Origin of the sequence: Actinophytocola sp., from assembly GCF_035634895.1 — a bacterium.
In the GTDB taxonomy this organism is placed as follows: Bacteria; Actinomycetota; Actinomycetes; order Mycobacteriales; family Pseudonocardiaceae; genus Actinophytocola.
Map to the genome: position 1 here is coordinate 1 of NZ_DASQCC010000194.1, position 24290 is coordinate 24290.

Annotated in this window: 25 protein-coding genes; 11 read left to right on the plus strand and 14 right to left on the minus strand. The window is 71.2% G+C overall.

Annotated features, from left to right (window positions below; translation table 11 throughout):
- The 7 genes from VET29_RS29310 to VET29_RS29340 form a co-directional block, all read right to left on the minus strand.
- On the minus strand, positions 1-679 hold a 679-nt coding region (locus tag VET29_RS29310; RefSeq protein WP_324926335.1), incomplete at its 3' end, for a hypothetical protein.
- Entirely contained in the window at positions 676-1038 is a 363-nt protein-coding gene (locus VET29_RS29315; RefSeq protein ID WP_324926337.1) for a hypothetical protein, read from the minus strand. The genes VET29_RS29315 and VET29_RS29310, both read right to left, overlap by 4 nt.
- 67 nt (positions 1039-1105) lie before the next feature.
- Positions 1106-1972 carry an aldehyde dehydrogenase family protein gene (locus tag VET29_RS29320; protein ID WP_324926339.1) on the minus strand — a complete coding sequence of 289 codons (867 nt, stop codon included), beginning with the start codon at positions 1970-1972 and terminating at the stop codon, positions 1106-1108.
- Entirely contained in the window at positions 1965-3392 is a 1428-nt protein-coding gene (locus tag VET29_RS29325; protein WP_324926342.1) for an aldehyde dehydrogenase family protein, read from the minus strand. The genes VET29_RS29320 and VET29_RS29325 overlap by 8 nt, the downstream gene beginning before the upstream one ends.
- Positions 3393-4361, minus strand: a complete 969-nt coding sequence (deoC, locus tag VET29_RS29330; RefSeq protein ID WP_324926344.1) for a deoxyribose-phosphate aldolase — start codon at positions 4359-4361, stop codon at positions 3393-3395.
- A gap of 354 nt (positions 4362-4715) precedes the next feature.
- Entirely contained in the window at positions 4716-5561 is an 846-nt protein-coding gene (locus tag VET29_RS29335; RefSeq protein WP_324926469.1) for an alpha/beta fold hydrolase, read from the minus strand.
- Between the two features lie 85 nt (positions 5562-5646).
- Positions 5647-6306 (minus strand): DUF1707 SHOCT-like domain-containing protein, encoded by a 660-nt coding sequence (locus VET29_RS29340; RefSeq protein ID WP_324926346.1) that lies wholly within the window; start codon positions 6304-6306, stop codon positions 5647-5649.
- Positions 6307-6329: 23 nt separating this feature from the next.
- Between VET29_RS29340 and VET29_RS29345 the strand changes: the two genes are divergently transcribed.
- From VET29_RS29345 to VET29_RS29365, 5 genes are all read left to right on the plus strand, one after another.
- A complete protein-coding gene (locus tag VET29_RS29345) occupies positions 6330-7130 on the plus strand; it encodes a methyltransferase domain-containing protein (protein WP_324926348.1) in 801 nt (266 codons plus the stop codon).
- Between the two features lie 14 nt (positions 7131-7144).
- The gene (gene upp, locus VET29_RS29350; protein ID WP_324926350.1) at positions 7145-7768 is read left to right on the plus strand and encodes a uracil phosphoribosyltransferase; all 624 of its coding nucleotides are present in this window, start codon (positions 7145-7147) and stop codon (positions 7766-7768) included.
- A gap of 45 nt (positions 7769-7813) precedes the next feature.
- Positions 7814-8020, plus strand: coding sequence for a CopG family transcriptional regulator (locus tag VET29_RS29355; protein WP_324926352.1), 207 nt, complete (start codon positions 7814-7816; stop codon positions 8018-8020).
- A 78-nt stretch (positions 8021-8098) separates the two neighbouring features.
- Complete coding sequence (locus VET29_RS29360; protein ID WP_414636651.1) at positions 8099-8488, plus strand: type II toxin-antitoxin system death-on-curing family toxin; 390 nt, start codon at positions 8099-8101, stop codon at positions 8486-8488.
- Between the two features lie 55 nt (positions 8489-8543).
- Positions 8544-8945, plus strand: coding sequence for a MerR family transcriptional regulator (locus VET29_RS29365; protein WP_324926354.1), 402 nt, complete (start codon positions 8544-8546; stop codon positions 8943-8945).
- On the opposite strand, the gene VET29_RS29370 is transcribed toward VET29_RS29365, so the two are convergent.
- The 4 genes from VET29_RS29370 to VET29_RS29385 are packed head-to-tail and all read right to left on the minus strand — an operon-like array spanning position 8942 to position 13707.
- Positions 8942-9394, minus strand: a complete 453-nt coding sequence (locus VET29_RS29370; RefSeq protein ID WP_324926356.1) for a flavodoxin family protein — start codon at positions 9392-9394, stop codon at positions 8942-8944. The two genes, VET29_RS29365 and VET29_RS29370, sit on opposite strands and share 4 nt — an antisense overlap.
- A 19-nt stretch (positions 9395-9413) precedes the next feature.
- Positions 9414-11027 (minus strand): phospho-sugar mutase, encoded by a 1614-nt coding sequence (locus VET29_RS29375; RefSeq protein ID WP_324926358.1) that lies wholly within the window; start codon positions 11025-11027, stop codon positions 9414-9416.
- Positions 11024-11812 carry a purine-nucleoside phosphorylase gene (locus VET29_RS29380; protein WP_324926360.1) on the minus strand — a complete coding sequence of 263 codons (789 nt, stop codon included), beginning with the start codon at positions 11810-11812 and terminating at the stop codon, positions 11024-11026. Before VET29_RS29380 ends, VET29_RS29375 begins: the two co-directional genes overlap by 4 nt.
- A 44-nt stretch (positions 11813-11856) precedes the next feature.
- Complete coding sequence (locus VET29_RS29385; RefSeq protein ID WP_324926362.1) at positions 11857-13707, minus strand: serine/threonine-protein kinase; 1851 nt, start codon at positions 13705-13707, stop codon at positions 11857-11859.
- A gap of 83 nt (positions 13708-13790) precedes the next feature.
- On the opposite strand from VET29_RS29385, the gene VET29_RS29390 reads away from it, so the two are divergent.
- The 6 genes from VET29_RS29390 (at position 13791) to VET29_RS29415 (ending at position 21196) form a co-directional block, all read left to right on the plus strand.
- The gene (locus tag VET29_RS29390; RefSeq protein ID WP_324926364.1) at positions 13791-15239 is read left to right on the plus strand and encodes a methylmalonyl-CoA mutase subunit beta; all 1449 of its coding nucleotides are present in this window, start codon (positions 13791-13793) and stop codon (positions 15237-15239) included.
- A gap of 3 nt (positions 15240-15242) precedes the next feature.
- Entirely contained in the window at positions 15243-17417 is a 2175-nt protein-coding gene (gene scpA / locus VET29_RS29395; protein WP_324926366.1) for a methylmalonyl-CoA mutase, read from the plus strand.
- Positions 17417-18400, plus strand: a complete 984-nt coding sequence (gene meaB, locus VET29_RS29400; protein WP_324926368.1) for a methylmalonyl Co-A mutase-associated GTPase MeaB — start codon at positions 17417-17419, stop codon at positions 18398-18400. Before scpA ends, meaB begins: the two co-directional genes overlap by 1 nt.
- Positions 18401-18489: 89 nt before the next feature.
- Positions 18490-19413 carry a DUF6183 family protein gene (locus VET29_RS29405; RefSeq protein ID WP_324926473.1) on the plus strand — a complete coding sequence of 308 codons (924 nt, stop codon included), beginning with the start codon at positions 18490-18492 and terminating at the stop codon, positions 19411-19413.
- Positions 19414-19440: 27 nt separating this feature from the next.
- A complete protein-coding gene (locus VET29_RS29410; RefSeq protein WP_324926370.1) occupies positions 19441-19755 on the plus strand; it encodes a hypothetical protein in 315 nt (104 codons plus the stop codon).
- A gap of 169 nt (positions 19756-19924) precedes the next feature.
- Positions 19925-21196, plus strand: coding sequence for a M20 family metallopeptidase (locus tag VET29_RS29415; protein ID WP_324926372.1), 1272 nt, complete (start codon positions 19925-19927; stop codon positions 21194-21196).
- Positions 21197-21244: 48 nt separating this feature from the next.
- Here VET29_RS29415 and VET29_RS29420 read toward each other — a convergent pair whose 3' ends face one another.
- From VET29_RS29420 to VET29_RS29430, 3 genes are all read right to left on the minus strand, one after another.
- Positions 21245-22513 (minus strand): thymidine phosphorylase, encoded by a 1269-nt coding sequence (locus tag VET29_RS29420; RefSeq protein WP_324926374.1) that lies wholly within the window; start codon positions 22511-22513, stop codon positions 21245-21247.
- A 4-nt stretch (positions 22514-22517) separates the two neighbouring features.
- Positions 22518-22901, minus strand: a complete 384-nt coding sequence (locus VET29_RS29425) for a cytidine deaminase (protein ID WP_324926376.1) — start codon at positions 22899-22901, stop codon at positions 22518-22520.
- A gap of 91 nt (positions 22902-22992) precedes the next feature.
- Entirely contained in the window at positions 22993-24261 is a 1269-nt protein-coding gene (locus tag VET29_RS29430; RefSeq protein ID WP_324926475.1) for an ABC transporter permease, read from the minus strand.
- Positions 24262-24290: the final 29 nt, after the last annotated feature.

The following is a 24290-nucleotide window of genomic DNA, read 5'->3' on the forward strand; positions in this document are numbered from 1 at the left end:
TCTTCGTGACGGCACCACCACCGCCGCCGCCCCCGCTGTAGCCGCCGCCCCCGCCACCACCGCCGTGGCCACCACCGCCGCCGCCGGAGTTGTACGCGGCGGGTGGGGCGTCGTGGCTGGGCTGGGCGCCGGCCGGCGTGGTCGCGCCACTGCTGTTGATCTTGTCGACGACCCCGGTCAGCTGGGTCATCACGGCCTCGAGGTTGGTGCTGCTCTCGCCGCTGACCTGTGCGCCCAGCCGGATCAGCTCGGAGATCTTGGCCTGTGCGCCCGCGTTGTCACCGGCCGCCCGCAGCGCCGAGGCGGCCGACAGCAGCTCGGCCGCCTTGTCCATGAAGTTGTCGATCAGCTGCTGGTTGCTGTTCTGGCCGACCTTCAGGATGCCGGCGGCCTCGGTCACCGCGGACTGCACCTGGGCGCTGTACTCGCTGATGTCCTTGGCGGAGTTGGTCATCGCCTGCGCGTCGGCGGCCTGCCGGTCGGCCGAGCCGCCGGTCCAGCCCTCCTGCAGGTTGCGGTTCTGCGCGCCGCTGTCGGTCTGGTAGGTGTACAGCGCGTTCTGGACGTTGCCGTGCGCCTGGCCGACGTCGTAGATCGCGCCGTCGTCGGTCGCGAGCTGGTACTGCGCGTCGGCGGCGGGCTGGACGAGCGGCGTGACCAGCGAGGCGGTCGTGGTCATGTGATCTCACCCAGCGCCCGGCGCAGGTTGCGGTCGTGGTCGTCCTCGAGGTTCTTGTAGTTCGTCCACGTGTTGGCGACCGCGTCGGTCATGTCGGCCGTGTTGCCGGCGAGGCCGTGGACCCGGTCGAGCTGGCTCCGCGACGCGTTGCGGATGGCCGAGGACAACCCGACGTCGTTGCCCACGCGGGAGAACGCGTGGTCGTGCAGCGTCGTGTGCCCGCCGAGGTTCGTGCGCGTCACGGTGTGCAGGTCGTCGGCGAGCGGCCGGTGTCCCCTGGTGAAGCTCGCGAACGAGGTCTCGTCCGCGTCGTAGCCAGGTGGCGGTGGCGGCAACGATGGCTCGTCGTGCTTGGTCATCCGTATCCCCTCCTGCTTAGAGCAAAGGGTAGGTCAAGCAAACCGGACCTGGGGCGAATTCGGCAGATCAGACCCCTATCGGATGCCAGACCGTCTTGGTTTCCAGGAAGGCACGCAGCCGGGACACGTCCGGCTGAACGGTCCAGTCCGGCTCGGCGCCCTTCGCCCGCAGGACCCGCTTGACCGTGTCCGCGGCGGCGCCCTCCAGCTCGGCACGCATGGACTCGGGCGCGCCGGCCAGGTCCAGCGCGTTGACGTCGGCGTGTGAGGCCAGCCACGGAGCCAGCTCGGCGGTGCGGCCGGTGACGATGTTGACGACACCGCCCGGCACGTCGGAGGTCGCGAGCACCTCGGACAGCGTGATCGCCGGCAGCGGCCGGTCCTGGCTCGTGACGACCACCGCCGTGTTGCCGGTCGCGATCACCGGCGCCAGCACGCTCACCAGGCCCAGCAAGGAAGAGGCCTGCGGCGCGAGCACACCGACCACACCCGTCGGCTCCGGCACGGAGAACGAGAAGTACGGCCCCGCGACGGGGTTCGAGGCGCCCAGCACCGAGGCGACCTTGTCCGGCCAGCCCGCGTACCAGACCCAGCGGTCGATCGCGGCGTCCACTGTGGACTGTGCCTTCTTGGCCGCGACCCCTTCACTGGCCGCGGTTTCGGCGACGAACTGCTCGCGCCGGCCCTCCAGCAGCTCCGCCACCCGGTACAGCACCTGGCCGCGGTTGTAGGCGGTCGCGCCGGACCAGCCGGGAAAAGCCTTGCGTGCGGCCACGACCGCGTCCCGGACGTCCTTGCGGGAGCCCTGCGCGGCGTTGGCGAGGAACGTGCCCCTGGCGTCCTTCACCGGGTAGCTGCGGCCGGACTCCGAACGCGGGAACGCGCCGCCGATGTAGAGCTTGTAGGTCTTGGCGACGGAGAGTCGGTCAGACATCGAGGTATGCCTCCAGTCCCGCGCGGCCACCCTCGCGGCCGAAGCCGGACTCCTGGTAGCCGCCGAACGGCGCGGTCGGGTCGAACCGGTTGAAAGTGTTGGCCCACACCACGCCCGCGCGGAGCTTGTCGGCCATCCAGAGAATCCGCGAGCCCTTGTCGGTCCAGATGCCCGCGGACAGCCCGTAGGGCGTGTTGTTGGCCTTGGCGACGGCCTCGTCCGGCGTGCGGAACGTGAGCACGGACAGCACCGGCCCGAAGATCTCCTCGCGGGCGATCCGCATGGCCTGGCTGACACCGGAGAAGACGGTCGGCGCGAAGTAGAAACCCTTCTCCGGCAACGGACACGGGCTCACCCACTTCTCGGCGCCCTCCTGCTCGCCCGCCTCGACCAGCGACGTGATCCTGGCGAGCTGCTCACCCGAGTTGATGGCGCCGACGTCGGTGTTCTTGTCGAGCGGGTCGCCGACGCGCAGGGTCGAGATCCGCGCGTGCAGCTTCTCGACCACCTCGTCGGCAACGGACTCCTGGACCAGCAGCCGCGAGCCGGCACAGCAGACGTGGCCCTGGTTGAAGAAGATGCCGTTGACGATGCCCTCGACGGCCTGGTCGAGCGGCGCGTCGTCGAACACCACGTTGGCGGCCTTGCCACCCAGCTCCAGCGTCAGCTTCCTGCCCCGCCCCGCGAGTGAGCGCTGGATGAGCTTGCCGACCTCGGTCGAGCCGGTGAACGCGACCTTGTCGATGCCGTTGTGGCTCACCAGCTCCGCGCCCACATCGCCGGCGCCGGGCAGGATGTTGACCACACCGGGCGGCAGCTCGGCCTGCTGGATGATTTCGGCCAGCACCAGCGCGGTCAGCGGGGTCGTCTCCGCCGGCTTCAGTACGACCGTGTTGCCGCAGGCCAGGGCCGGCGCGATCTTCCAGGCGGCCATGAGCAGCGGGAAGTTCCACGGGATGACCTGGCCGGCCACACCCAGCGGCCTGGGGTCCGGGCCGAGGCCGGCGTAGGCGAGCTTGTCGGCCCAACCCGCGTGGTAGAAGAAGTGCGCCGAGGCGGTCGGCACGTCGACGTCGCGGGACTCCTTGATCGGCTTGCCGTTGTCGAGGCTCTCCAGGACGGCCAGCTCACGCGCGCGCTCGGCGATCATGCGGGCGATCCGGTAGATGTACTTGGCGCGCTCGGCGCCCGGCATCCTGCCCCACACGCGGTCGTAGGCGCGCCGGGCGGCCTTGACGGCGGCGTCGACGTCCTCCCTACCGGCCGTGCTGACCTCGGCCAGCACCTCCTCGGTGGCCGGGTTGACGGTCTTCAGCGGCTCACCGGCGCCCTCGACGAACTCACCGTCGACGAACATCCGGTAGCTGGGCTTGAGGTTCGCGATGTCCCGGGACTCCGGCGCCGGGGCGTACTCCCACATTCAGTCCACCGTCACATAGTCAGGGCCGCTGTAGTGGCCGTCGAGCTGGGCGCGGCGCTGCATGAGCAGGTCGTTGAGCAGGCTGGACGCGCCGAAGCGGAACAGTGAGTTGGTGAGCCAGTCCTCACCGGCGACCTCGTGCACGGCGACCAGGTAGCGGATGGCGTCCTTGGTGTTGCGGATGCCGCCGGCCGGTTTGACGCCGCGGTGCTCGCCGGTCTGGGTGTGCCAGTCGCGGACCGCCTGGAGCATCACGTGTGTGACGGGCAGCGTGGCGGCGGGGCTGACCTTGCCGGTCGAGGTCTTGATGAAGTCGCCGCCGGCCAGCAGGGCGAGCCAGGAGGCGCGGCGGACGTTGTCGTAGGTGGACAGCTCGCCGGTCTCCAGGATGACCTTGAGGTGGGTGTCGCCGCAGGCCTGCTTGATCGTGACGATCTCGTCGAACACCCGGCCGTACTGCCCGGAGAGGAACGCGCCGCGGTCGATGACCATGTCGACCTCGGTGGCGCCGCTCTCGACGGCCAGCTCGGTGTCGGCGATCTTGATCTTGATACTGGACCGCCCGCTGGGGAACGCCGTGGCCACGCTGGCGATGCCGACGCCCGTCCCCCGCAGTTCCTCGGCGGCCGTCGCCACCATGTCCGGGTAGACACAGACGGCGGCGACCCTGGGTACCTCGGGCCGCTCGGGGTCGGGGCGGCGGGCCTTGGCACAGAGGGACCGGACCTTGCCGGCGGTGTCCGCGCCTTCGAGCGTGGTGAGGTCCACCATGCTGACCGCGGTGTCGATGGCCCACAGCTTGGCGGCCTTCTTGATGCTCCGGGTGGCCAGGCCGGCCGCCCGCTGCTCGACGCCGACCTGGTCGACACCGGGCAGGCCGTGGAGGAACCGCCGCAGGGCGGACTCGTCCCTGGTCGCGTCGGCGAGCGCGGGCGGTAACCCGGTGCTCGTCGTTGAGGGTGCTGCCATGCGCCCGAGTCTAGGGACCTCACAAGCCCCACGTTCAACCATCGCGAGTCGCGCGTTCACACATACCGAGTCCCGCGTTCGCACATACCGAGTTGCGGTTTCGTGCAGACGGGACATGCACGAAACCGCAACTCACTGTGTTTGAACGCAGGACTCAGTGTGTTGAACGCAGGGTTCGGTGTGTTGAACGCAGGGTTCGGTGTGTTGAACCGCGACTCGGTGTGTTTGAACGTGCGGTTCGGTGTGGTTGAACGCGGGACTCGCACTGTTTGAGCGCGGGGTTCGGTGTGGTTGAACGCGGGACTCGCGGTGGTTGAACGCGGGACTCGCGCGGGGGGTGCGGGTGGGGGTGGGTTAGGAGCCTGAGGAGGTGGGGACCTCGGTTGGGCCGGTGCGGAGGAGGGTGCGCCAGTGGTCTGGGTCGTGTTCGGCGGGTGGGGTGGTGGTGATGAAGTCGTTCAGCAGGGTGATGAAGCGGGGTGGGTCGGTTTGGTGGGGGAAGTGGCCGGCGCCGTCGAAGATCTCCAGTCGGCTGCCGGGCATCGCTTCGTGGGCCTTGTGGGCGTGGGCGGGTGGGACGATCCGGTCGGCGGAGCCCCAGACCAGCAGTGTCGGGATGGCGCGGGTCAGGTAGCAGCGGTCGAGCATGGTCACCACCTGGCCGCGGACGTCGACGACGGACCGCAGCGTCCGGAGGAACGCCGTCCGGGCCGCGGGGTCCCGCAGGGCGGCGTACCGCTCCCGGGCGTACCTCGCGTCCGGGCCGAAGTCCAGCATCGGCAGCAGCGACGGCACGCCGGGCAGGTGGGTGAGCAGCGACAGCGCGAGGTCGGCGCCGGGTACGGACGCCATCCGCAGCAACGGGTGCACGTCGCGGCCGATACCGCCGCTCGCCACCAGCACCAGCCGCGCGCAGCGCTCGGGGAACTGGTAGGCGAACTGCATGGCCACGCCGCCGCCGAGTGAGTGACCGACGACTGTCACCCGGTCGATGTCGAGGACGCCGAGGAGGTCACGCATCCCGCACGCGTACGCCGCCGCGGCGTAGTCGGCGCGGGGCTTGTCCGAGCCGCCGTGGCCGAGCAGGTCCGGCGCGATGACTGTGTACCGCTTCGCCAGCTCCGGCAGCAGGTGCGCCCAGGTGCCGGAGTGGTCGCTGATCCCGTGCACGAGCAGCAACGCTGGACCGCTGCCGAGCATCCGGTACGCCCGGCGGTAGCCGTGGATGACGCGGTACCGCAGCTCTGCCACCCACGCATTCTGACGTGGGCAGATGACGCTGGCGTTACTCTTCCAGCTCCTTGGCTTTCCTCTTGCGGTGCTTGACGTCGACGCCGCCCCACACGGCGAGGCCGGTGATCCGCACGAGTGGCGCGCCCGGGATCGGCTGGCCCTGGTTGCGCGCGTGGTTCTCGAAGGCGCCCATGAAGCCGACGCCGTTGACCTGGACGGTGATGTCGTCCGGCACGTAGATGTCGATGCCACCCATGAAGGCGAACGCCTGGATGGTCGTCTCGGCCTCCTCGAACCGGGCCTGCGTGAGGTCGATCTCGATGCCACCCATCAGGGCGAACGACGTGAACGTCGGCGGGACCGTCCAGATGCCCTTGCGCTCCGTGCCCGCCATGATCGCGACCGCGCCGGTCGACGTGCCGCGGCCGCCGATCCGGTTGGACGGCGCGGGCAGGGGCGCCGGTGCGCTGCCCGCCGGCGGCGGCGCGAGTGGCAACCGCATGATCTGGTTGCCGACCGGCAGGTCCCGCAGCAGCGGCTCGAGGTCGCCGAACGTCTTCGCGGCGTAGACCTTGTCGAGCCGTTCCTCCAGCTCGTTGACCGTGAGCCGGCCCTCCGCCATGGCGGTGTTCAACACCTGCGCGACACGCTCGCGGTCGTCGTTGGACACCCGCATCTCCCGCGGGTCTGGCACGGCTGGCGGTTCACTCACGCGGGTGAGGTTATCGTGCGCACATGCCTGACGGTCCCCGGCACGACCATTTGTCCACCGGCGACCTCGCCAAGGCCGACGTGGAAATCCAAATCGCCGCGCTGGACCGCCAGTCGCGGTTGCCCGGAATTCCCCGGTTGCGCGCGTGGTCGCTCGCGGTGCTCGGATTGAAGCCCGGCGAACGGGTTCTCGACATCGGTTCAGGGACCGGTGAACACGCACGGTTACTGGCCGAGGCGGTCGGCGAGACCGGTGAGGCCACCGGCGTCGACCCGAACGAGGGCATGCGCGCGGAGGCGGCCCGGCGTGCACCCCGTGCCCGGTTCGTCCCCGGCGACGCCTACGAACTGCCGTTTCCCGATGGTTCACTGGACGCGGTGACCTGCGAGCGCCTGTTCCAGCACCTGCACGACCCCGACCGGGCGGCCCGCGAGATTGGCCGGGTGCTGCGCCCCGGTGGACGGACAGTGATCACCGACACCGACTGGGGCACCGCGATCATCCATCCCGGCGATCCGGACATCGCACGCGTCGTCACCGAGGCCATGCGGGGCGGCATCGCCAACCCGTTCGCCGCGCGGCGGCTGGCCGGTCACGTCAAGCGGGCCGGGCTGACCATCGACGACGTCGGATCGCAGGCGCTGGTCCAGTCCCCCTCGGCGGCGACCGGGCCGCTGGTGCGGATGCTGGGCCGGATGGCCGTGGACCGCGGGGTGGTCGACGCCGAGGGGTGCGAGCAGTTCCTCGCCGACCTGGCGGCCGCCGCGGAGAGCGGTGACTTTCACATGTCGGTGACGATGTTCGCGGTACTGGCCCACAGGTAATACCGTTCGGGCCCATGGATGTGCTGACCGTCGATCACCCGCTCGCCAAGTCGCGGTTGACCGTCATGCGGGACGCCCGCACCGACAACGCCGTGTTCCGCGCGGCGCTGCACGAGCTGACCGTCATGCTGATCTACGAGGCGACGCGGAACGCGCCGGTGCGCACGGAGCGCATCCACACGCCGGTCGCGCGCACCGAGGGCTACTGGCTGGCGAACCCGCCGCTGCTGGTGCCGGTGCTGCGTGCCGGGCTGGGCATGGCCGACCAGGCGCACAAGCTGATCCCCGAGGCGCAGATGGGATTCGTCGGCCTGGCCCGCAACGAGGAGACGCTGGAGCCGACGCCGTACATGGAGTCGCTGCCGGCCGACCTCGCCGGGCGCCCGGTGTTCGTGCTCGACCCGATGCTCGCGACCGGCGGGTCCATGGAGTACACGATCCGGCTGCTCACCGGCCGGGGCGCGACGGACGTGACCGCGGTGTGCGCGCTTGCGGCGCCCGAGGGCATCAAGCACCTTGCCGAGTCCGGCCTGCCGGTACGGCTGGTGACGGCCGCCGTGGACGAACGGCTGAACGACTCCGGCTACATCGTGCCCGGGTTGGGTGATGCCGGTGACCGGCAGTACGGCGCCGTGTGAGTGCGACGCTACCGATCTTTGGTATCAGAATGGTACCGTCGATTCATGGCGATGACTCTGCGGCTGACCGACGAGGAAAACGATCATCTCTCCGCGCTCGCCGAGGCGGAGGGCCGATCAAAACAGGACATCATGAAACTGGCACTCGCCGACCGGTGGTCGCGCCTGCAGAAGGAGCAGCAACTGGGTGAGGTGCTGTCCCGGGTTCTGCCGCGCTACCAAGGATTGCTGAAGCGGATCGGCACCGCCTGAATTGGTCGTCCGTAATTCTCTCGGCTTGCAATCTGTAATTTGACGAAAACCGTCGCTGCCGTCTGGCATGATTCTGCGGTGATCATGTACTTGGACGCCAGCGACCTGCTCGTGCTCGCTGCTGCCGTCACCGGTGGTGATCTGGTGGTGCGTGATCTCGGGCTGCTCGACGCCGCGGCGCACCGGCCGCGGGCGACGGTACTCGGCGTGCAGGCGTACGAGACCCTGTGGCTGAAGGCTGCCGCGCTGCTCGACTCCATCGTGTGCACCCGCCCCCTGGTCGAGGGAAACTGGCGACTCGGTTGGGTGGCGGCCGTCACCATCTGCGACATGAACGGCTGGTGGATCGACGCCGACGAGGACGAGGCGTTGGAGCTGGTCCGCGAGGTGGGACGGGGCAACGTCGGCGTGCCGGAGATGGCCCAGCATCTCGAGGAGTGGGCTCACCCCAAAGAGAGCGACATGTGAGCGACCGGTCGACACGGCTTGACCTGGAGTGCGCTCCAGCTTCTACGGTCGAGGGGTGACTTATGCGATCGCCGAGGCAGCCCATCGCAGTGGGTTGTCGATCGACACACTCCGTTACTACGAGCGAATCCAACTGATCGACCCACCGGCCCGCGACTCCGGCGGCCGCCGCGCGTACTCCGACGACGACCTGACCTGGCTGGGGTTCCTGACCAAGCTGCGCATGACCGGGATGCCCATCCGGATGATGCGGGAGTACGCGAAGCTGCGGCACCAGGGCATGGCCAGCGCCGGGCGGCGTAAGCAGATCCTGGTGGAGCAGCGGACGGAGGTACTCAGCCGGATCACCGAGCTGAACTCCTGCCTGGAGGTGCTGAACTACAAGATCGCCAACTACGAGCAGTGCGAGCGGAACATCGTCACCGAGGACCACGTGGTAGCCGCGGCCACGGCCTAGGCCATGAGGCCGGCGGCGACCGTGGCGCCGAGCTCCCAGCAGGCCTGGAGGTCCGGCCTGCTCGGCTCGCCCGTCACCGACACCACCCCGGTCGCCTTCACCCAGCCGAGCCCGGTGGTGACCGACTCGATGCCGCGGACCGCGCCGGCCGTGTCGTCGTTGCCGTGCACGTACAGGCCGAACGGGCGGCCGCGCGTCGCGTCCAGGCACGGGTAGTACGCGAGGTCGAAGAACACCTTCAGCGCCCCGGACATCATGCCCAGGTTGGCCGGGGTGCCGAGGAGGTAGCCGTCCGCCGCCAGGGCGTCCGGCACCGTGGCGGCCAACGCCGGGCGGCGCACGACCTCGACGCCGTGGATCTCGGGATCGGTCGCGCCGGCCAGCACCGCCTCGAACATGGCCTGGCAGGACGGGGACGGGGTGTGATGCACGATCAACAACCTGGGCACGGTGGGACACTAATGGGCCCTACAACAGGGCCAGCACCTCGTCGCGCAGTGCGGAAAGCCGGGTCTGCGCCTCCGCGCGTGCCGGGGCCAGGTCGCCCGTCACCGGGGTGACCACCTCCAGGTACGCCTTCACCTTCGGTTCCGTGCCCGACGGGCGGACCACCACCCGCACCCCCTCGCCACGCAGGCGGACGATGTCCGGGGCCGGGTTGTCCTGCGTCACCGCCACGCCCGCCAGCGTCGCCGGGGGCGCGGAACGCAGCCTGGCCACCACCGGCGCCGCCGCCGAGGCGTCGTCGAACCGCAGGGACACCTGGTCGGTCAGGTGCACGCCGTGTGCCACCGACAGCTCGTCCAGCACGTCGAGCAGCGTGCGGCCCGCCGCCTTCAGCGTCGCCGCCAGGTCGCAGGCCAGTACCGCCGCGGAGATGCCGTCCTTGTCCCGCACGAAGTCCGGATCCACCGACAGGCCCAGCGCCTCCTCGTACGCGAACACCAGCCCCTCGCCCGCCCGCATCAGCCACTTGAAGCCCGTCAGCGTCTCCACGTGCCGAGCGCCGTGCGCGGCCGCCACGAGCGACAGCAGCGACGACGACACGACCGTCGACGCCACCAAGGAGTTCACCTTGTCCACAGTGGACAGGATGTGGTTGCCGAGCAGCACACCGGTCTCGTCGCCGCGGAGCATGCGCCAGCCGCCGGAGTCGCGCACGCCCACCGCGCAGCGGTCCGCGTCGGGGTCCAGGGCGATGGCCAGGTCGGCGTCCACCTCGGCCGCCAGCGCGAGCAGCAGGTCCGCCGCGCCGGGCTCCTCCGGGTTGGGGAACGCGACCGTCGGGAAGCCGGGGTCCGGCTCGGCCTGTTCGGGGACCAGCCGCACATCGGTGAAACCCGCGGCCCGCAACGCTTCCAGCGCCGTCTCGCCGCCGACGCCGTGCATCGGGGTCAGCACGACGCGGAGGTCGCGTGCGGTCCCGCGGGGCAGGGTCGCGATCCGCGTCACGTAGTCGGACACGACGTCCAGCGGCAGCGCGCCCGGCGCCACCGGCACCGACAGTGCCGGTGGCGCCGCCCGGATCGCCGTCTCGATCAGGCCGTCGTCCGGCGGCACGATCTGGGCGCCGTCCGCCGCGTAGACCTTGTAGCCGTTGTCGGCCGGCGGGTTGTGCGACGCCGTGATCTGGATGCCCGCGACCGCGTCGAGCGCGCGGACGTGGAACGCCGTCACGGGGGTCGGCAGCGGGCCGGGCATCGTGCGGACGACGAACCCCGCGGCGGTCAGCACCTCGGCGGCGGCCTTCGCGAACTCCGCCGAGCCGTGCCGGGCGTCGCGGCCCACGATCACCGTGCCGCCCGCGTGGCCGGTGAACCTCAGCCACTCGGCGACACCGTGCGTGGCACGGACGACCACCGCGCGGTTCATGCCGTTGGACCCCGCGCGGACCGGGCCACGCAGGCCGGCGGTGCCGAACGTGAGCGTGCCGTTCATCCGGTCGGTCAGCTCGTCGACCGCGGCCGGGTCACCCCCCATGGCACGGGCGGTGATCTGCTGTAACTCGGTCCGCGTCGCCGTGTCCGGGTCGTCGGCGATCCAGCGGAACGCGCGGTCACGCAGCTCGGAGGACAGGCTCACAGGCGCTCCACCAGAGCCCGGAGGAGCACGCCCATGCGGGACGCGGACGCGCGGCCTGCCTCGAGGACCTCCTCGTGGTTCAGCGGCTCGCCCGTGACCCCGGCCGCCAGGTTCGTGACCAGGGACAGGCCGAACACCTCGACCCCGGCCGCCCGGGCGGCGATCGCCTCCAGGACCGTCGACATGCCGACCAGGTCGGCACCCATGGTCCGGAGCATGCGGATCTCGGCGGGGGTCTCGAAGTGCGGGCCGGGCAGCCCGGCGTACACGCCCTCGACCAGGGTCGGGTCGATCTCCCGCGCCAGCGTGCGCAGGCGCGGCGAGTACAGGTCGGTCAGGTCGACGAACTGCGCGCCGACCAGCGGTGACGTCGCGGTGAGGTTCAGGTGGTCGCTGATCAGGACCGGCTGGCCGACCGACACCCCGTCACGCAGGCAGCCGGCGGCGTTGGTGAGCACGACCGTGCGGCAGCCGGCCGCGGCGGCCGTCCGCACGCCGTGCACGACCGCGCCGACGCCGCGGCCCTCGTACAGGTGCGTGCGGCCGAGCAGGACCAGCGCGCGCTTGTCGCCGACCAGGAGCGACCGGGCCGTGCCGCCGTGCCCGGCGACGGTCGGCGTGGTGAACCCCGGCAGGTCGGCCACCGGCAGCTCGAACTCCGCCGCGCCCAGCTCGTCCGCGGCCGGTCGCCAGCCCGACCCGAGCACGACCGCGACATCGTGCGAGTCGACGCCGGTCTGCTTCGCGATGAGCGCGGCCGCGTCGACGGCTTGATCCTGAGTCACGCCGCGAGCTTACGTCCCACCCCCGACAGCGGACGCTCCCGTGGTCAGCCGGTGACCTGGAAGCCCCCGGCGATGCGGTTGAACAGGGTCTCGCCGGAGTCCTGCTGTTCGATGGGCACGGTCACCGACACCACCCACAGGTCGTTGGCGTACGGGATCAGGTGCGCGAACGTCGCGCGGCTCAGGTCGTGGGCGGCCGGGTCGTCCGGCGCGACGTCGTGCGCGGGGACCGTGGTGCGGTAGCTCACCTCCAGCGCCGGCTCCTTCGGCGCGACGGGGACGTTCGCGAGGTCCGCGATCTGCCGCTCGTACACGACCTCGGTCCCGCGCGACGACCTGAGCCGGGCGACGTACTCCCGGATGTCGTGGCCCATGTAGTAGTTGGCCAGCCGCTCCACGGTCAGCACCTGGGTGCCGTTCTGCGACAGGTAGTAGGCCCGCGTGCTGTTCGCGAAGTCCGTGTCGTGGACCAGCTCGACGAAGTGCTGCCAGCTCTCCGGCACTGGGATCGTGAAGCCGCCGGACTGGTCGCCCTCGGCGGTCTCCGCGCTGCCGGTCCTGGGGATCAGCTCCTCGCTCGTCTCCTCCGTCGTCTCGTTGGTCTGCGAGCTGACCGGCCGTGTGGACGGCGGCAGCAGCGGCTTCCCGCCGACGTACCGGGCCAGCGCGAACCCGCCACCCGCGGCCGCGAAGAAGAACAGCACCGCCAGGAACGCCACGGTCCCGGTGACCACCGCACCCCGCCCGCGCCTGACCTTCGGCTGGACGGGAGCGTCGAACGGCAGCGGGCCGGGCGTCTGCGCGAGCGCCGGACCGGACGACCCGGTGCCGGACGGCGGCGCCGTGCCCAGTGCCGCGGCCAGTCCCGGCGGCAGGGAGCCCGGGCCGGCGGCGAGTGGCGCGCCCGGCCCCGACGGCAGCGAACCCGGGTCGGCCGAGAACGGGGCCGGTTCACGCTCGTCCTCGGTCAGGTCCGGGGCGTCGTCGGTGACCTCCGCGCCGTGGGCGTTCGCGGCGGCGCCGACCGCGGCGTCCACCCTGGCCAGCTCCTCCTCGGAGAAGAGCGGCGTGTGCGGCGGTGGCAGCAGGTGGTGCACCCGGCCACGCACCTCCTGGAGCGTGACCCGCTCGGCCGGCTCCTTGACCATCAGCGCGGCCACGACCTCGCCGAGCGAGCCGCCCCTCGACGTTCGCGGTACCTCGCCGTTGACGACCTGGTTGACCGTCGCGAGCACGGTCCCGTTCACGTCGTACGGCGGCCGGCCCTCGATCGCCGCGAACAGCGTCGCGCCGAGGCCCCACAGGTCGGCGGCCGGGGTGACCTCGCGGCCCGCGGCGACCTCCGGTGCGATGTAGGCGGGTGAGCCGAGCATGATGCCGGTGCTGGTCAGCGTCCGCTCGGCCACGTTCCTGGCGATGCCGAAGTCGGTGAGCTTGACGCGCCCGTCCGCGCCGATGAGCACGTTGCCGGGCTTGACGTCACGGTGCGTGATGCCGACGTGGTGCGCGGCCGCCAGCCCGGCGGCGACCGCGTCGGCGATGGCCGCGACCTTGGCCTCGGGCAGCGGGCCGAGCACGTCGATGTACACGGCCAGGCTGTGCGCCAGCATGTACTCCATGACGACGAACGGCTCGCCGTCCATGCGGGCGACGTCGTGCAGGGTTACCACGTTCGGGTGCGAGAGGGCGGCGATGGCGCGGGCCTCGCGCAGGGTCCGCTCCCGCAGCTCGGCCGCCTGGTCGTCGGGCATGCCGGGCGGGAGGAGGACCTCCTTCACCGCGACCGGCCGGCGCAGGAACTCGTCGAACGCCTCCCAGACCGTGCCCATGGCGCCCTGGCCGAGCCGCCGGCGCAACCGGTAGCGCCCGGCGACTACCCGCTCCCCACTGGACACCCGGCCATTGTGCCGGTCCAGGCGACCAGCCTCACACTCGCGTGCCCTGGCGATCAGGTGCGGCCGCCGTAGCATCGATGGGTATGACTTCTGCGGACCAGCTGAAGCTGGCATCGGATTTCGATCCGGCGACCCGAAACCGCTGGCAGACGCTGGTGGAGAAGGTACTGCGCCGGTCAGGGGCCGACGTGGACGGCCACGACGGTCCGGTCGAGGAGATGCTCGCGAGCCCGACGTACGACGGATTCTCGGTAGAGCCGCTCTACACCGCCGACGACACCGTAACCGACGCCGGCTTCCCCGGGGTGTCGCCGTTCATCCGTGGCTCGCGGGCGGACGGCGCCATCGCGGGCGGCTGGGACATCCGGCAGCGGCACGCCCATCCCGACCCCGCCGTCACGCGGCAGGCCGTGCTCACCGACCTGGAGCACGGCGTCACGTCGCTGTGGCTCGTGGTCGGTGAGCACGGTGTGCCACTCGACGCCCTGCCGGACGTGCTGACGGAGGTGTACCTCGACCTGGCCCCGGTCACGCTCGACGCGGGCGCGGACACCGCCGCCGCGGCCCGCGTGCTCCTGGACCTCCACGAGGACAAGGGAATCCAGGCCAGCGCGGTACGCGGCAACCTCGGCGCCGACCCGCTCGGGCTGCGGGCCAGGACCGGCAGGCCCCACGAGGTCGACGGCGTCGTCGAGCCGGCCAGGATGGCCGAGCGGTACGAGAAGCTGCGCTCGGTCGTCGTGGACGCCCTGCCCTACCACGAGGCCGGCTCGTCGGACGGGCAGGAGCTCGGCTTCGCACTGGCGACCGCGGTCGCGTACCTGCGTGCGTTGACCGCCGCCGGGTTCTCGGTCGAGGACGCCGCACGGCAGCTGGAGTTCCGCTTCGCCGCGACGGCCGACCAGTTCGGCACGATCGCGAAGCTCCGGGCGGCGCGCCGGTTGTGGGCGCGGGTCGCGGAGGTCTCCGGTGCCGCCACCCCCGTGCCGCAGCACGCCGTCACGTCCTCGACGATGCTGACCCGCCGGGACCCGTGGAACAACATGCTGCGCACCACGCTCGCCTGCTTCTCCGCCGGGGTGGGCGGGGCGGACTCGGTGACCGTGCAGCCGTTCGACGCGGCCATCGGCCTGCCGGACGCCTTCGCGCGCCGCATCGCCCGCAACACGCAGACGATCCTGATCGAGGAGTCGCGGGTCGCCGGGGTGATCGACCCGGCGGGCGGCTCCTGGTACGTCGAGCGGCACACCGACGGGCTGGCCAGGGCCGGCTGGGCGGTGTTCCAGGAGGTCGAGCGGGCCGGCGGGCTCGCCGCCGCGCTCGACTCCGGCCTGGTCGCCGAGCGCGTCGCGGCCGTCCGCGACGCCCGCACCGCGCGGCTCGACGCGGGCGACGAGGCCATCACCGGGGTGACCGTGTTCCCCAACAAGGACGAGAAACCACTGACCCGCGCACCGGAGCCGGCCCAGCCCTCGGGTGGGCTGCCGAGGGTGCGTTACGCCGAACCGTTCGAAGCCGCGCTGGAAGGGTGACCGATGTCGATCCCCGATTTTTCCGAGATCCCCCTGGGGGAGCCGAGTTCCGGCACGGCCGCGGACTGGCAGGCCGCCGTGCAGGAGGCGACGGGCAAGGGCCCGGACGCGATGGTGTGGGAGACACCCGAGGGCATCGGCGTGAAACCCCTGTACACGGCCGAGGACACGGCCGGACTGGACTTCCTGGACACCTACCCGGGCATGGTGCCGTTCCTGCGCGGGCCGTACCCGACGATGTATGTCAACCAGCCGTGGACCATCCGCCAGTACGCGGGTTTCTCGACCGCCGAGGAGTCGAACGCCTTCTACCGCCGCAACATCGCGGCCGGGCAGAAGGGCCTGTCGGTCGCCTTCGACCTCGCGACACACCGCGGCTACGACTCCGACCACCCGCGTGTGGCCGGTGACGTCGGCATGGCGGGCGTCGCGATCGACTCCATCTACGACATGCGGCATCTGTTCGACGGCATCCCGCTCGACACGATGTCCGTGTCGATGACCATGAACGGCGCGGTGCTGCCCATCCTCGCGCTGTACGTTGTGGCCGCCGAGGAGCAGGGCGTGCCGCAGGAAAAGCTGTCCGGGACCATCCAGAACGACATCCTCAAGGAGTTCATGGTCCGCAACACCTACATCTACCCGCCCCAGCCGTCGATGCGGATCATCTCCGACATCTTCGCGCACACCTCCCGGCACATGCCGAAGTTCAACTCGATCTCCATTTCCGGCTACCACATGCAGGAGGCCGGGGCCACCGCCGACCTCGAGCTGGCGTACACCCTGGCCGACGGGGTGGAGTACATCAGGGCGGGTGTCGACGCCGGGCTGAACGTCGACTCGTTCGCGCCGCGGCTGTCGTTCTTCTGGGCCGTGGGCATGAACTTCTTCATGGAGGTCGCGAAGCTGCGGGCCGCGCGGCTGCTGTGGGCCAAGCTCGTGAAGCAGTTCGAGCCCTCGTCGGACAAGTCGCTGTCGTTGCGCACGCACTGCCAGACCTCCGGCTGGTCGCTGACCGCGCAGGACGTCTACAACAACGTGATCCGCACGTGCGTCGAGGCCATGGCGGCCACGCAGGGACACACGCAGTCCCTGCACACCAACGCGTTGGACGAGGCGCTCGCGCTGCCGACCGACTTCTCGGCTCGCATCGCGCGCAACACGCAGTTGTTGCTGCAGAAGGAGTCCGGCACCACGCGGGTCATCGATCCGTGGGGTGGCAGTGCTTTCGTCGAGCGGCTCACCTACGAGCTGGCCGTCAAGGCGTGGGGCCACATCCAGGAGGTCGAGTCGGCGGGCGGCATGGCCCGCGCGATCGACGCCGGCATCCCGAAGCTTCGCATCGAGGAGGCGGCCGCGCGCACGCAGGCCCGCATCGACTCCGGCCGCCAGCCCGTGATCGGCGTGAACAAGTACCGGCTCGCGGACGCGGACGAGGCCATCGACGTGCTCAAGGTCGACAACGCGGGGGTGCGGACGCAGCAGCTGGAGAAGCTGCGGCGGCTGCGTGCCGAGCGGGACCAGTCCGCTGTGGACCGTGCGCTGGACGCGTTGTCCGCCGCCGCCGACGGAACCGGGAACCTGCTCGCGCTCGCGATCGACGCGGCACGGGTAAAGGCGACGGTCGGCGAGATCTCCGACGCGCTCGGCAAGGTCTGGGGGCGGCACTCCGCGCAGATCCGTACGATCTCCGGTGTCTACTCCGAGGAGGTCGGCGGCGTGTCCAATGTGGAGGAAGCACGCCGGGTCGTCGACGAGTTCGCCGAGGCCGAGGGGCGGCGGCCCCGTATCCTCGTCGCCAAGATGGGACAGGACGGCCATGACCGCGGGCAGAAGGTGATCGCGACCGCGTTCGCCGACCTCGGCTTCGACGTCGACGTGGGCCCGCTGTTCCAGACCCCGGCGGAGGTCGCGCGGCAGGCGGTCGAGGCGGACGTGCACATCGTGGGCGTCAACTCGCTGGCCGCCGGACACCTCACGCTCGTGCCCAACCTGCGTGACGAGCTCGCCGCGCTGGACCGCGACGACATCATGATCGTCGTCGGTGGCGTCATCCCACCCCAGGACTACGAGGAGCTGCACAGGGCGGGCGCGGCCGCGATCTTCGGCCCGGGCACGGTGATCGCCGACGCCGCGACGGAGCTGCTCGGCAAGCTGTCGAAGCTGCACGGGCACTGATGGCACGGAAAATCGACCTGGAGGCGTACGCGAAGGGTGTGCTCGCCGGCGAGCGCGGGCCACTGTCCAAGGCCATCACGCTGGTCGAGTCGCGCAGGCCCGACCACCGTGCGCTCGCCCAGGAGCTGTTGGTCGAGCTCCTGCCCCACGCGGGGGGCGCGCACCGGGTCGGCATCACGGGCGTGCCCGGCGCGGGCAAGTCGACGTTCATCGACGCGCTGGGCACGATGCTGACCGAGTCGGGACACCGGGTCGCGGTACTCGCCGTCGACCCGTCGTCCACCCGCACGGGCGGCTCGATCCTCGGCGACAAGACGCGGATGGCGCGGCTGGCCACGGATCCGGCCGCGTTCATCCGGCCGTCCCCCACCTCGGGGACGCTGGGCGGGGTGACCCGCGCGACCCGCGAGACGATCGTGCTGATGGAGGCCGCCGGCTACGACGTGGTGCTGGTGGAGACGGTCGGCGTCGGGCAGTCGGAGGTCGCGGTCGCCAACATGGTCGACTGCTTCCTGCTGCTGACCCTGGCCCGGACGGGCGACCAGCTGCAGGGCATCAAGAAGGGCGTGCTGGAGCTGGCCGACGTGATCGCCGTCAACAAGGCGGACGGCGACCACGAGATCCTGGCCCGCAAGGCCGCGCGGGAGCTGTCCGGCGCGCTGCGACTGCTGCGGGGCCACGGCGACCGGTGGACGCCACCCGTGCTGACCTGCAGTGGGCTGTCCGGCACGGGGCTGGACACGGTGTGGGAGCAGGTCCGGCGCCACCACGACACGCTGTCCTCGTCGGGTGAGCTGGCGGCGAAGCGGCGGCGGCAGCAGGTCGACTGGACGTGGACCATGGTCCGGGACACGTTGCTGACGCGGCTGTCCGAGCATCCCGGGGTGCGCGCGCTGACGGCCGACCTGGAGCGGCAGGTGGCCGACGGCGAGCTGACGCCGACGCTCGCGGCGGAACGCATCCTGAAGGAGTTCACGGACTGAGCCGGATCGAGGAGCTGCTGTCCGAGCTGCGCGACAGCTCGGACGTCCGGCCGTACTGGGCGGAGCTGGACGGCTGGCCCACCGACCGGCTGGCGGCGCTCGGGGAGGCACTCGCACCCTTCTTCGGCCAGTGCTGGCCGTACGACAGCGTGCTCGGTCACGTGCTGCGGCTCCTGACGCGGTCGGCCGGTGACGCGGCCGCGGCGGTGCGGGTCGCGGCCCTGCTGCCGGCGGCGTCGATGCGGAACGTGGCGGCGCAGCTCGCGGCCTCCCAGCGGACGCCCGTGCTGCGGTCGCTGCTGGCCGGCGAGCTGCCGACCGAGCTGGGTGCGTGCCTGCTGCACGAGATGATCCTGCGGCGGAAGTCGGTGGCGGGGGTCGCGGACGCGTGGGCGCCGCGGCTGGCCGGACATCCGCTCGGGGCGCTGCCACTGCACCCGCTGCCCGGCGAGACCCGGATGCCACTGGCTGGTTTCGGCCACGGCACGGAGTCGGCCGGCTTCCCGTTCGGACCGAGCAGGGTGGACCCGATCACCGTCGCGGGGACGGTCCCCGAGGTCGTGCGGGAGCCTGCGCCGGCCGAGCTGACCGCGGCCGTCACCACGTGGCTGACCCAGTCGAACGGCCGGGCGGAGGCGGCGGTGTACACGGTCTCGGCGGCCCTGGACGCCGAGACCGTCGGCGTCCGGACGGTCGAGGCGCTCGGCCTGGACTGCCTGGCGGGCGGCGGCCTCGCGCTGCGCCGCGCGAGCCTGGACGAGGTCGTGGCCATCCTGTTCTTCGCCGCGGCGTACGGCGGCGCGTACGACCACGGACTCGGCGGTGCCCATGGCCGAGCGGCGGCGTGGCGGTCACTGACCGCGCTCGCGGACGGCTCGCACGTCGGTTGCGCGTGGTGGACCTTCGACGCCGCCAACGACTGGTTCCACCGGGTCGCGTGGGACCTGGGCGTGCTCTGCCTCCGCCAGGGTGGTCACGTTATGGCAGTACTCGCGGCGACGGATAGTGACTAGTTGGGTGCCTTCGCTACGCTTGTTCACATGCGTAGCGCCACTCGACTGCTCGTCGTGACCCTCACGGGCCTCATCGTGGCGCTGCTTCCGGTTCACGCGTTCGCGGAGTCACACCCGTCGAACAGCGAGTACGGCCTCGTCGCCGGGCAACAGCCCACGCCGCCGCCCACCGGACCGACGACCGTGACGACCGCGCCGTCCATCGAGCTCACGCCCGCCGAGACCGAGGAGAAGCAGGCGGAGCAGCGACGGAAGCTCGTCATGGGAATCACCTCCATTGTGCTGGTAGGCATCGTGATCTGGGGCCGCAGCATCAAGCGGAAGAAGGCCAAGGCCGGCTGACCGCTGGCCGACAGAGATCATTTAGCGAGGCTGAAGGACCGCGAGCCGCTCGGCGCTCTGGTCGTACCGGCAACCGGTTCACCAGGGAATCTCGCCCGGTCCTCCAGACCCGATGGTGCAGGATTGGCAAAATCATGGCGAACACAGGGGATCTTCCTGGGAGGATGGCGTGACCGTGCTCGACTCACGCTCCGACACTCCCAAGGAACACAGGGCCGGGGTGCTGATAACCGACGAGGGCGTCAGTATGCCCAGTGTGGATGACATCGGAGCCGGCCGAGGGCCGGCATGGCTCGACGACTGGCTCACACGCAACGCGCTCGACGTCGTCGCGTGGTACCGCCACATCCACCAGCATCCCGAGCTGTCCAGGCGTGAGTACAACACCACAGAGCTGGTCGCCGGCATCCTCTCGGCCGCGGGGCTGCGGCCGAAGGCGTTCGACGCCGGCACCGGTCTGATCTGCGACATCGGGGTCGGCGACAAGTGCGTCGCCCTGCGCGGGGACATGGACGCGCTGCCGGTCACCGAGCTGACCGGCCTGCCGTACGCGTCGACGGTGCCGGGTGTCGCACACGCGTGCGGGCACGACGCGCACACGTCGATGCTGCTCGGCGCGGGTCTCGCGCTCGCGTCGGCGCCGGAGCTGCCCGGTCGCGTGCGGCTGGTGTTCCAGCCGGCCGAGGAGGTCATGCCGGGCGGCGCGCTGGACGTCATCGCGTCCGGCGGGCTCGACGGGGTCGACTCGATCTTCGGCCTGCACTGCGACCCGCGACTCGAGGTCGGCAACGTGGGCACGCGCGTCGGCGCCATCACGTCGGCGACGGACCTGCTGGAGCTGCGGTTGACCTCGCCAGGCGGCCACACGTCCCGGCCACACCTGACGGCCGACCTGGTACACGCGCTCGGCACGGTCATCACCGGCCTGCCCGCGCTGCTGTCCCGCCGGGTCGACCCCCGCTCGGGGACCGTCCTGGTCTGGGGCGCGGTGCACGCGGGTGAGGCGCCGAACGCCGTGCCACAGGACGGTGTGCTGCGCGGCACGCTGCGGACGGGCGACCACGAGGTGTGGGCCGACCTGGAGCCGTTGGTGGCGGGCCTGGTGCAGTCCCTGCTCGCGCCGACCGGCGTCGGTTTCGAGCTGGAACACCGGCGCGGCGTGCCCCCGGTGGTGAACGACGTGGAGTCCGAGGCCGTGCTGCGTGCCGGCGTCGAGGCGGCACTGGGCGAACGCGCGGTGACCAGCACCAAGCAGTCGTCCGGCGGCGAGGACTTCGGCTGGTACCTGGAACACATCTCCGGCTCGTTCGCCCGCCTCGGCGTCTGGTCCGGAGAGGGCGCCCAGCCCGACATCCACCAGCCGACGTTCCGTCTCGACGAGCGCGCCCTCCTGACCGGCGTCCGCGTGCTGACCCACACCGCATTGGCCGCCCTCGCCTGAAACCGCGAGTCCCGCGTTCAGCCATGTGCGAACGCGGGACTCGCGGATCTAGCCTCGAATCGTCTCGATGATCAGCGGGTTGCCCGCGGCCGGCTCGTCCGTGATCTCGTACGCGCCGGCCAGTGCCGCCAGCGCGCCCGCCACCGCGTCCGGGGTGTCGGTGTGCAGCTCCAGCAAAGGGGCCCCGGTGACCACGGCTTCTCCTGGTTTCACGTGGCACACGACGCCCGCGGCGGCCTGCACGGGGTCCTCCTTGCGAGCCCGGCCGGCACCCAGCCGCCACGCGGCCACGCCGACGCCCAGCGCGTCCAGGCGGGAGAGGAAACCGTCCCGCGGCGCCTCGACCACGTGGACATGCCGGGGCCTGGGCAGTTCCGCGGCCGGATCTCCACCCTGTGCCGCGATCATCCGCGCCCACGTCTCGTACGCCTCGCCCGACGCGAGCACCGCGGCCGGGTCCGCCGGCATTCCCGCCAGCGACAGCATCTCCGTGGCCAGCGCGACCGTCAGCGCGATCACGTCCGCCGGCCCGCCACCCTTCAGCACCTCGACCGCCTCGGCCACCTCGACGGCGTTGCCCACCGCGCGCCCCAGCGGCACCGACATGTCCGTGAGCAGGGCCGTCACCTTCTGCCCGTGCGCGGTCCCGATCGCCACCAGTGCCGACGCGAGAGAACGCGCGTCGGACAAGGACTTCATGAACGCCCCGGAGCCGACCTTCACGTCCAGCACCAGCGCGCCGGCGCCCTCCGCGATCTTCTTCGACATGATCGACGACGCGATCAGCGGCACGCACTCGACCGTCGCCGTCACGTCCCGCAGCGCGTACAGCTTCCGGTCGGCGGGCGCCAGACCGTCGGTCGGCGCGCACACCACCGCACCGACCGACTCGAGCTGCGCGCGGATCTCCGCCGAGGTCAACGAGGCCCGCCAGCCCGGGATCGACTCCAGCTTGTCGAGCGTGCCGCCGGTGTGCCCGAGCCCACGCCCGGACAGCTGCGGCACCGCGACCCCGCACGCCGCCACCAGCGGCGCCAGCGGCAGCGTGATCTTGTCGCCGACCCCGCCCGTCGAGTGGTTGTCGACCGTCGGCACCGGCCACGACAGCCGCTCACCCGAGTCGATCATCGCCTGGGTCCAGCGGGACGTCTCCGCGAACGTCATCCCGTTCAGGAACACCGCCATCGCCAGCGCCGACATCTGCTCGTCGGCGACGTCGCCTCGTGTGTAGGCGGAGATGACCCAGTCGATCTGGTCGTCGGTGAGTACCCCGCCGTCCCGCTTGGTCCGGATGACGTCGACAGCCGTGTGGTTCACACGCTCACGGTAGATCGGCGGGCCCGAACGCGTACGGCAGGACCTCCGACATCGGCGCCGGCCCGGCCGGCGTGTCCACCAGACACTCCGGCCCGCCCAGCTCGTACAGGATCTGGCGGCATCTCCCGCACGGCATCAGCAGGTCGCCCGACCCGCTCCGGCACGCCACCGCCACCAACCGGCCGCCACCCGTCAACCGCAGCTGCCCGGCCATGGTGCACTCCGCGCACAGTGCCACCCCGTACGCGGCGTTCTCCACGTTGCACCCGGTGACCAGCCGCCCGTCGTCCACCACCGCGGCCGCGCCGACCTGCAGCCCCGAGTACGGGCAGTAAGCCAGCTGAGCCGCCTCGACAGCGGCGGCCCGCAGCTTGTCCCAGTCAGTCACGCCGCTTCGCTCCACAAGCTCCGGCTCCGCCAATCACACCGTTCGCTCCGCAAGCTCCGCTCAGACACGATGTTCGCTCCGCAAGCTCCGCTCAGTCACCTTCACCCCGTCGGTATGGCACACCGTCCGCGGCGGGCGGACGTAGTCGTTGCGCGGCCAGTGCCAGCACCACGAGCGTGATGATGTGCGGCGCGTACGGCAGGAACTCCTGTGGCAGCTCGTCCGTGAAGTAGTACAGCGCGTACACGGCCACGGCGCCGACCGCCGCGAGCATGGCCGTCGTCCACTTCCTGCGGTACAGCTGCCAGATCACCAGCAGCCCGACCACGATGACCGCCGAGTACAGCAGCGCGTGCACGGCCTCGGGCGTCGCGGACAGCCGCAACCCGTCCGCGTAGCCGAACAGCGCCGAGCCGGCCAGCGTGCCACCCGGCCGCCAGTTGCCGAAGATCATCGCGGCGAGGCCGATGAAGCCGCGGTTCGCGGTCTGCCCCTCCTGGTAGATCGGCACGCCGGAGCCGAGCACCAGCGCCGCGCCCGCGATCCCCGCGAGGGCACCGGACGCGATGACGGCCAGGTACTTGTACAGGTAGACGTTGACGCCCAACGACTCGGCGGCCACCGGGTTCTCCCCGCACGACCGCAGCCGCAGGCCGAACCGGGTGCGCCACAGCACCACGTACGTCGCGACGACCAACAGGATCCCGATGATCAGCAGCGGCGACACCCCGGTCACCAGCCCGCGCACCAGGCCGGCGACGTCGGAGATGATCACCCGCTGGTCCTTCTCCAGGCCGGCGAGCCAGTCCCCGAGACCGGACACGGAGAACGTGTCGAACTGCTGGATCGGCGGCGACTCACGCGGGTTGTCCGACAGCGGCTGGAAGATCAGCGTCGTCAGGTACTTCGTCACGCCGGCGCCCAGCAGGTTGATCGCCACGCCGGAGACGATGTGGTTGACCCCGAAGGTCACCGTCGCGACCGCGTGCAGGGCCCCGCCCAGCGCGCCGAAGACCATCCCGGACACCACGGCCATCCATGGACCCCAGTGGTAGCCGCCGAACGCCGCGCCCCAGGTACCGAGGATCATCATGCCCTCGAGGCCGATGTTGATCATGCCGGACCGCTCGGCCCAGATGCCGCCGAGGCCACAGAGCAGGATCGGCAGGCCGAGCGAGACGGTGTTCTTCATCGTCGACGACGACGTCAGCGCCGGTTCCCCGGTCAGGTACGACGTCATCGCCAGCACGAAGACCACGCCGAGCACACCGATCGTGAACACCAGCGAGCCGGGCAGCTTCTGCCTGCGCGGCGGCGGCGTCATCGTCACGCCGGAGGCTCCCGGCTGCACGTCCACCATGCTCACGACCGCACCTCGCCCTCTGCTCG

Coding starts and splice junctions, on each gene's coding strand:
- VET29_RS29315 (WP_324926337.1), bottom strand. CDS start 1,038: ATGACCAAGCACGACGAGCCATCGTTGCCGCCACCGCCACCTGGCTAC.
- VET29_RS29320 (WP_324926339.1), bottom strand. CDS start 1,972: ATGTCTGACCGACTCTCCGTCGCCAAGACCTACAAGCTCTACATCGGC.
- VET29_RS29325 (WP_324926342.1), bottom strand. CDS start 3,392: ATGTGGGAGTACGCCCCGGCGCCGGAGTCCCGGGACATCGCGAACCTC.
- deoC (WP_324926344.1), bottom strand. CDS start 4,361: ATGGCAGCACCCTCAACGACGAGCACCGGGTTACCGCCCGCGCTCGCC.
- VET29_RS29335 (WP_324926469.1), bottom strand. CDS start 5,561: ATGCTCGGCAGCGGTCCAGCGTTGCTGCTCGTGCACGGGATCAGCGAC.
- VET29_RS29345 (WP_324926348.1), top strand. CDS start 6,330: ATGCCTGACGGTCCCCGGCACGACCATTTGTCCACCGGCGACCTCGCC.
- upp (WP_324926350.1), top strand. CDS start 7,145: ATGGATGTGCTGACCGTCGATCACCCGCTCGCCAAGTCGCGGTTGACC.
- VET29_RS29355 (WP_324926352.1), top strand. CDS start 7,814: ATGGCGATGACTCTGCGGCTGACCGACGAGGAAAACGATCATCTCTCC.
- VET29_RS29390 (WP_324926364.1), top strand. CDS start 13,791: ATGACTTCTGCGGACCAGCTGAAGCTGGCATCGGATTTCGATCCGGCG.
- scpA (WP_324926366.1), top strand. CDS start 15,243: ATGTCGATCCCCGATTTTTCCGAGATCCCCCTGGGGGAGCCGAGTTCC.
- meaB (WP_324926368.1), top strand. CDS start 17,417: ATGGCACGGAAAATCGACCTGGAGGCGTACGCGAAGGGTGTGCTCGCC.
- VET29_RS29410 (WP_324926370.1), top strand. CDS start 19,441: ATGCGTAGCGCCACTCGACTGCTCGTCGTGACCCTCACGGGCCTCATC.
- VET29_RS29430 (WP_324926475.1), bottom strand. CDS start 24,261: ATGGTGGACGTGCAGCCGGGAGCCTCCGGCGTGACGATGACGCCGCCG.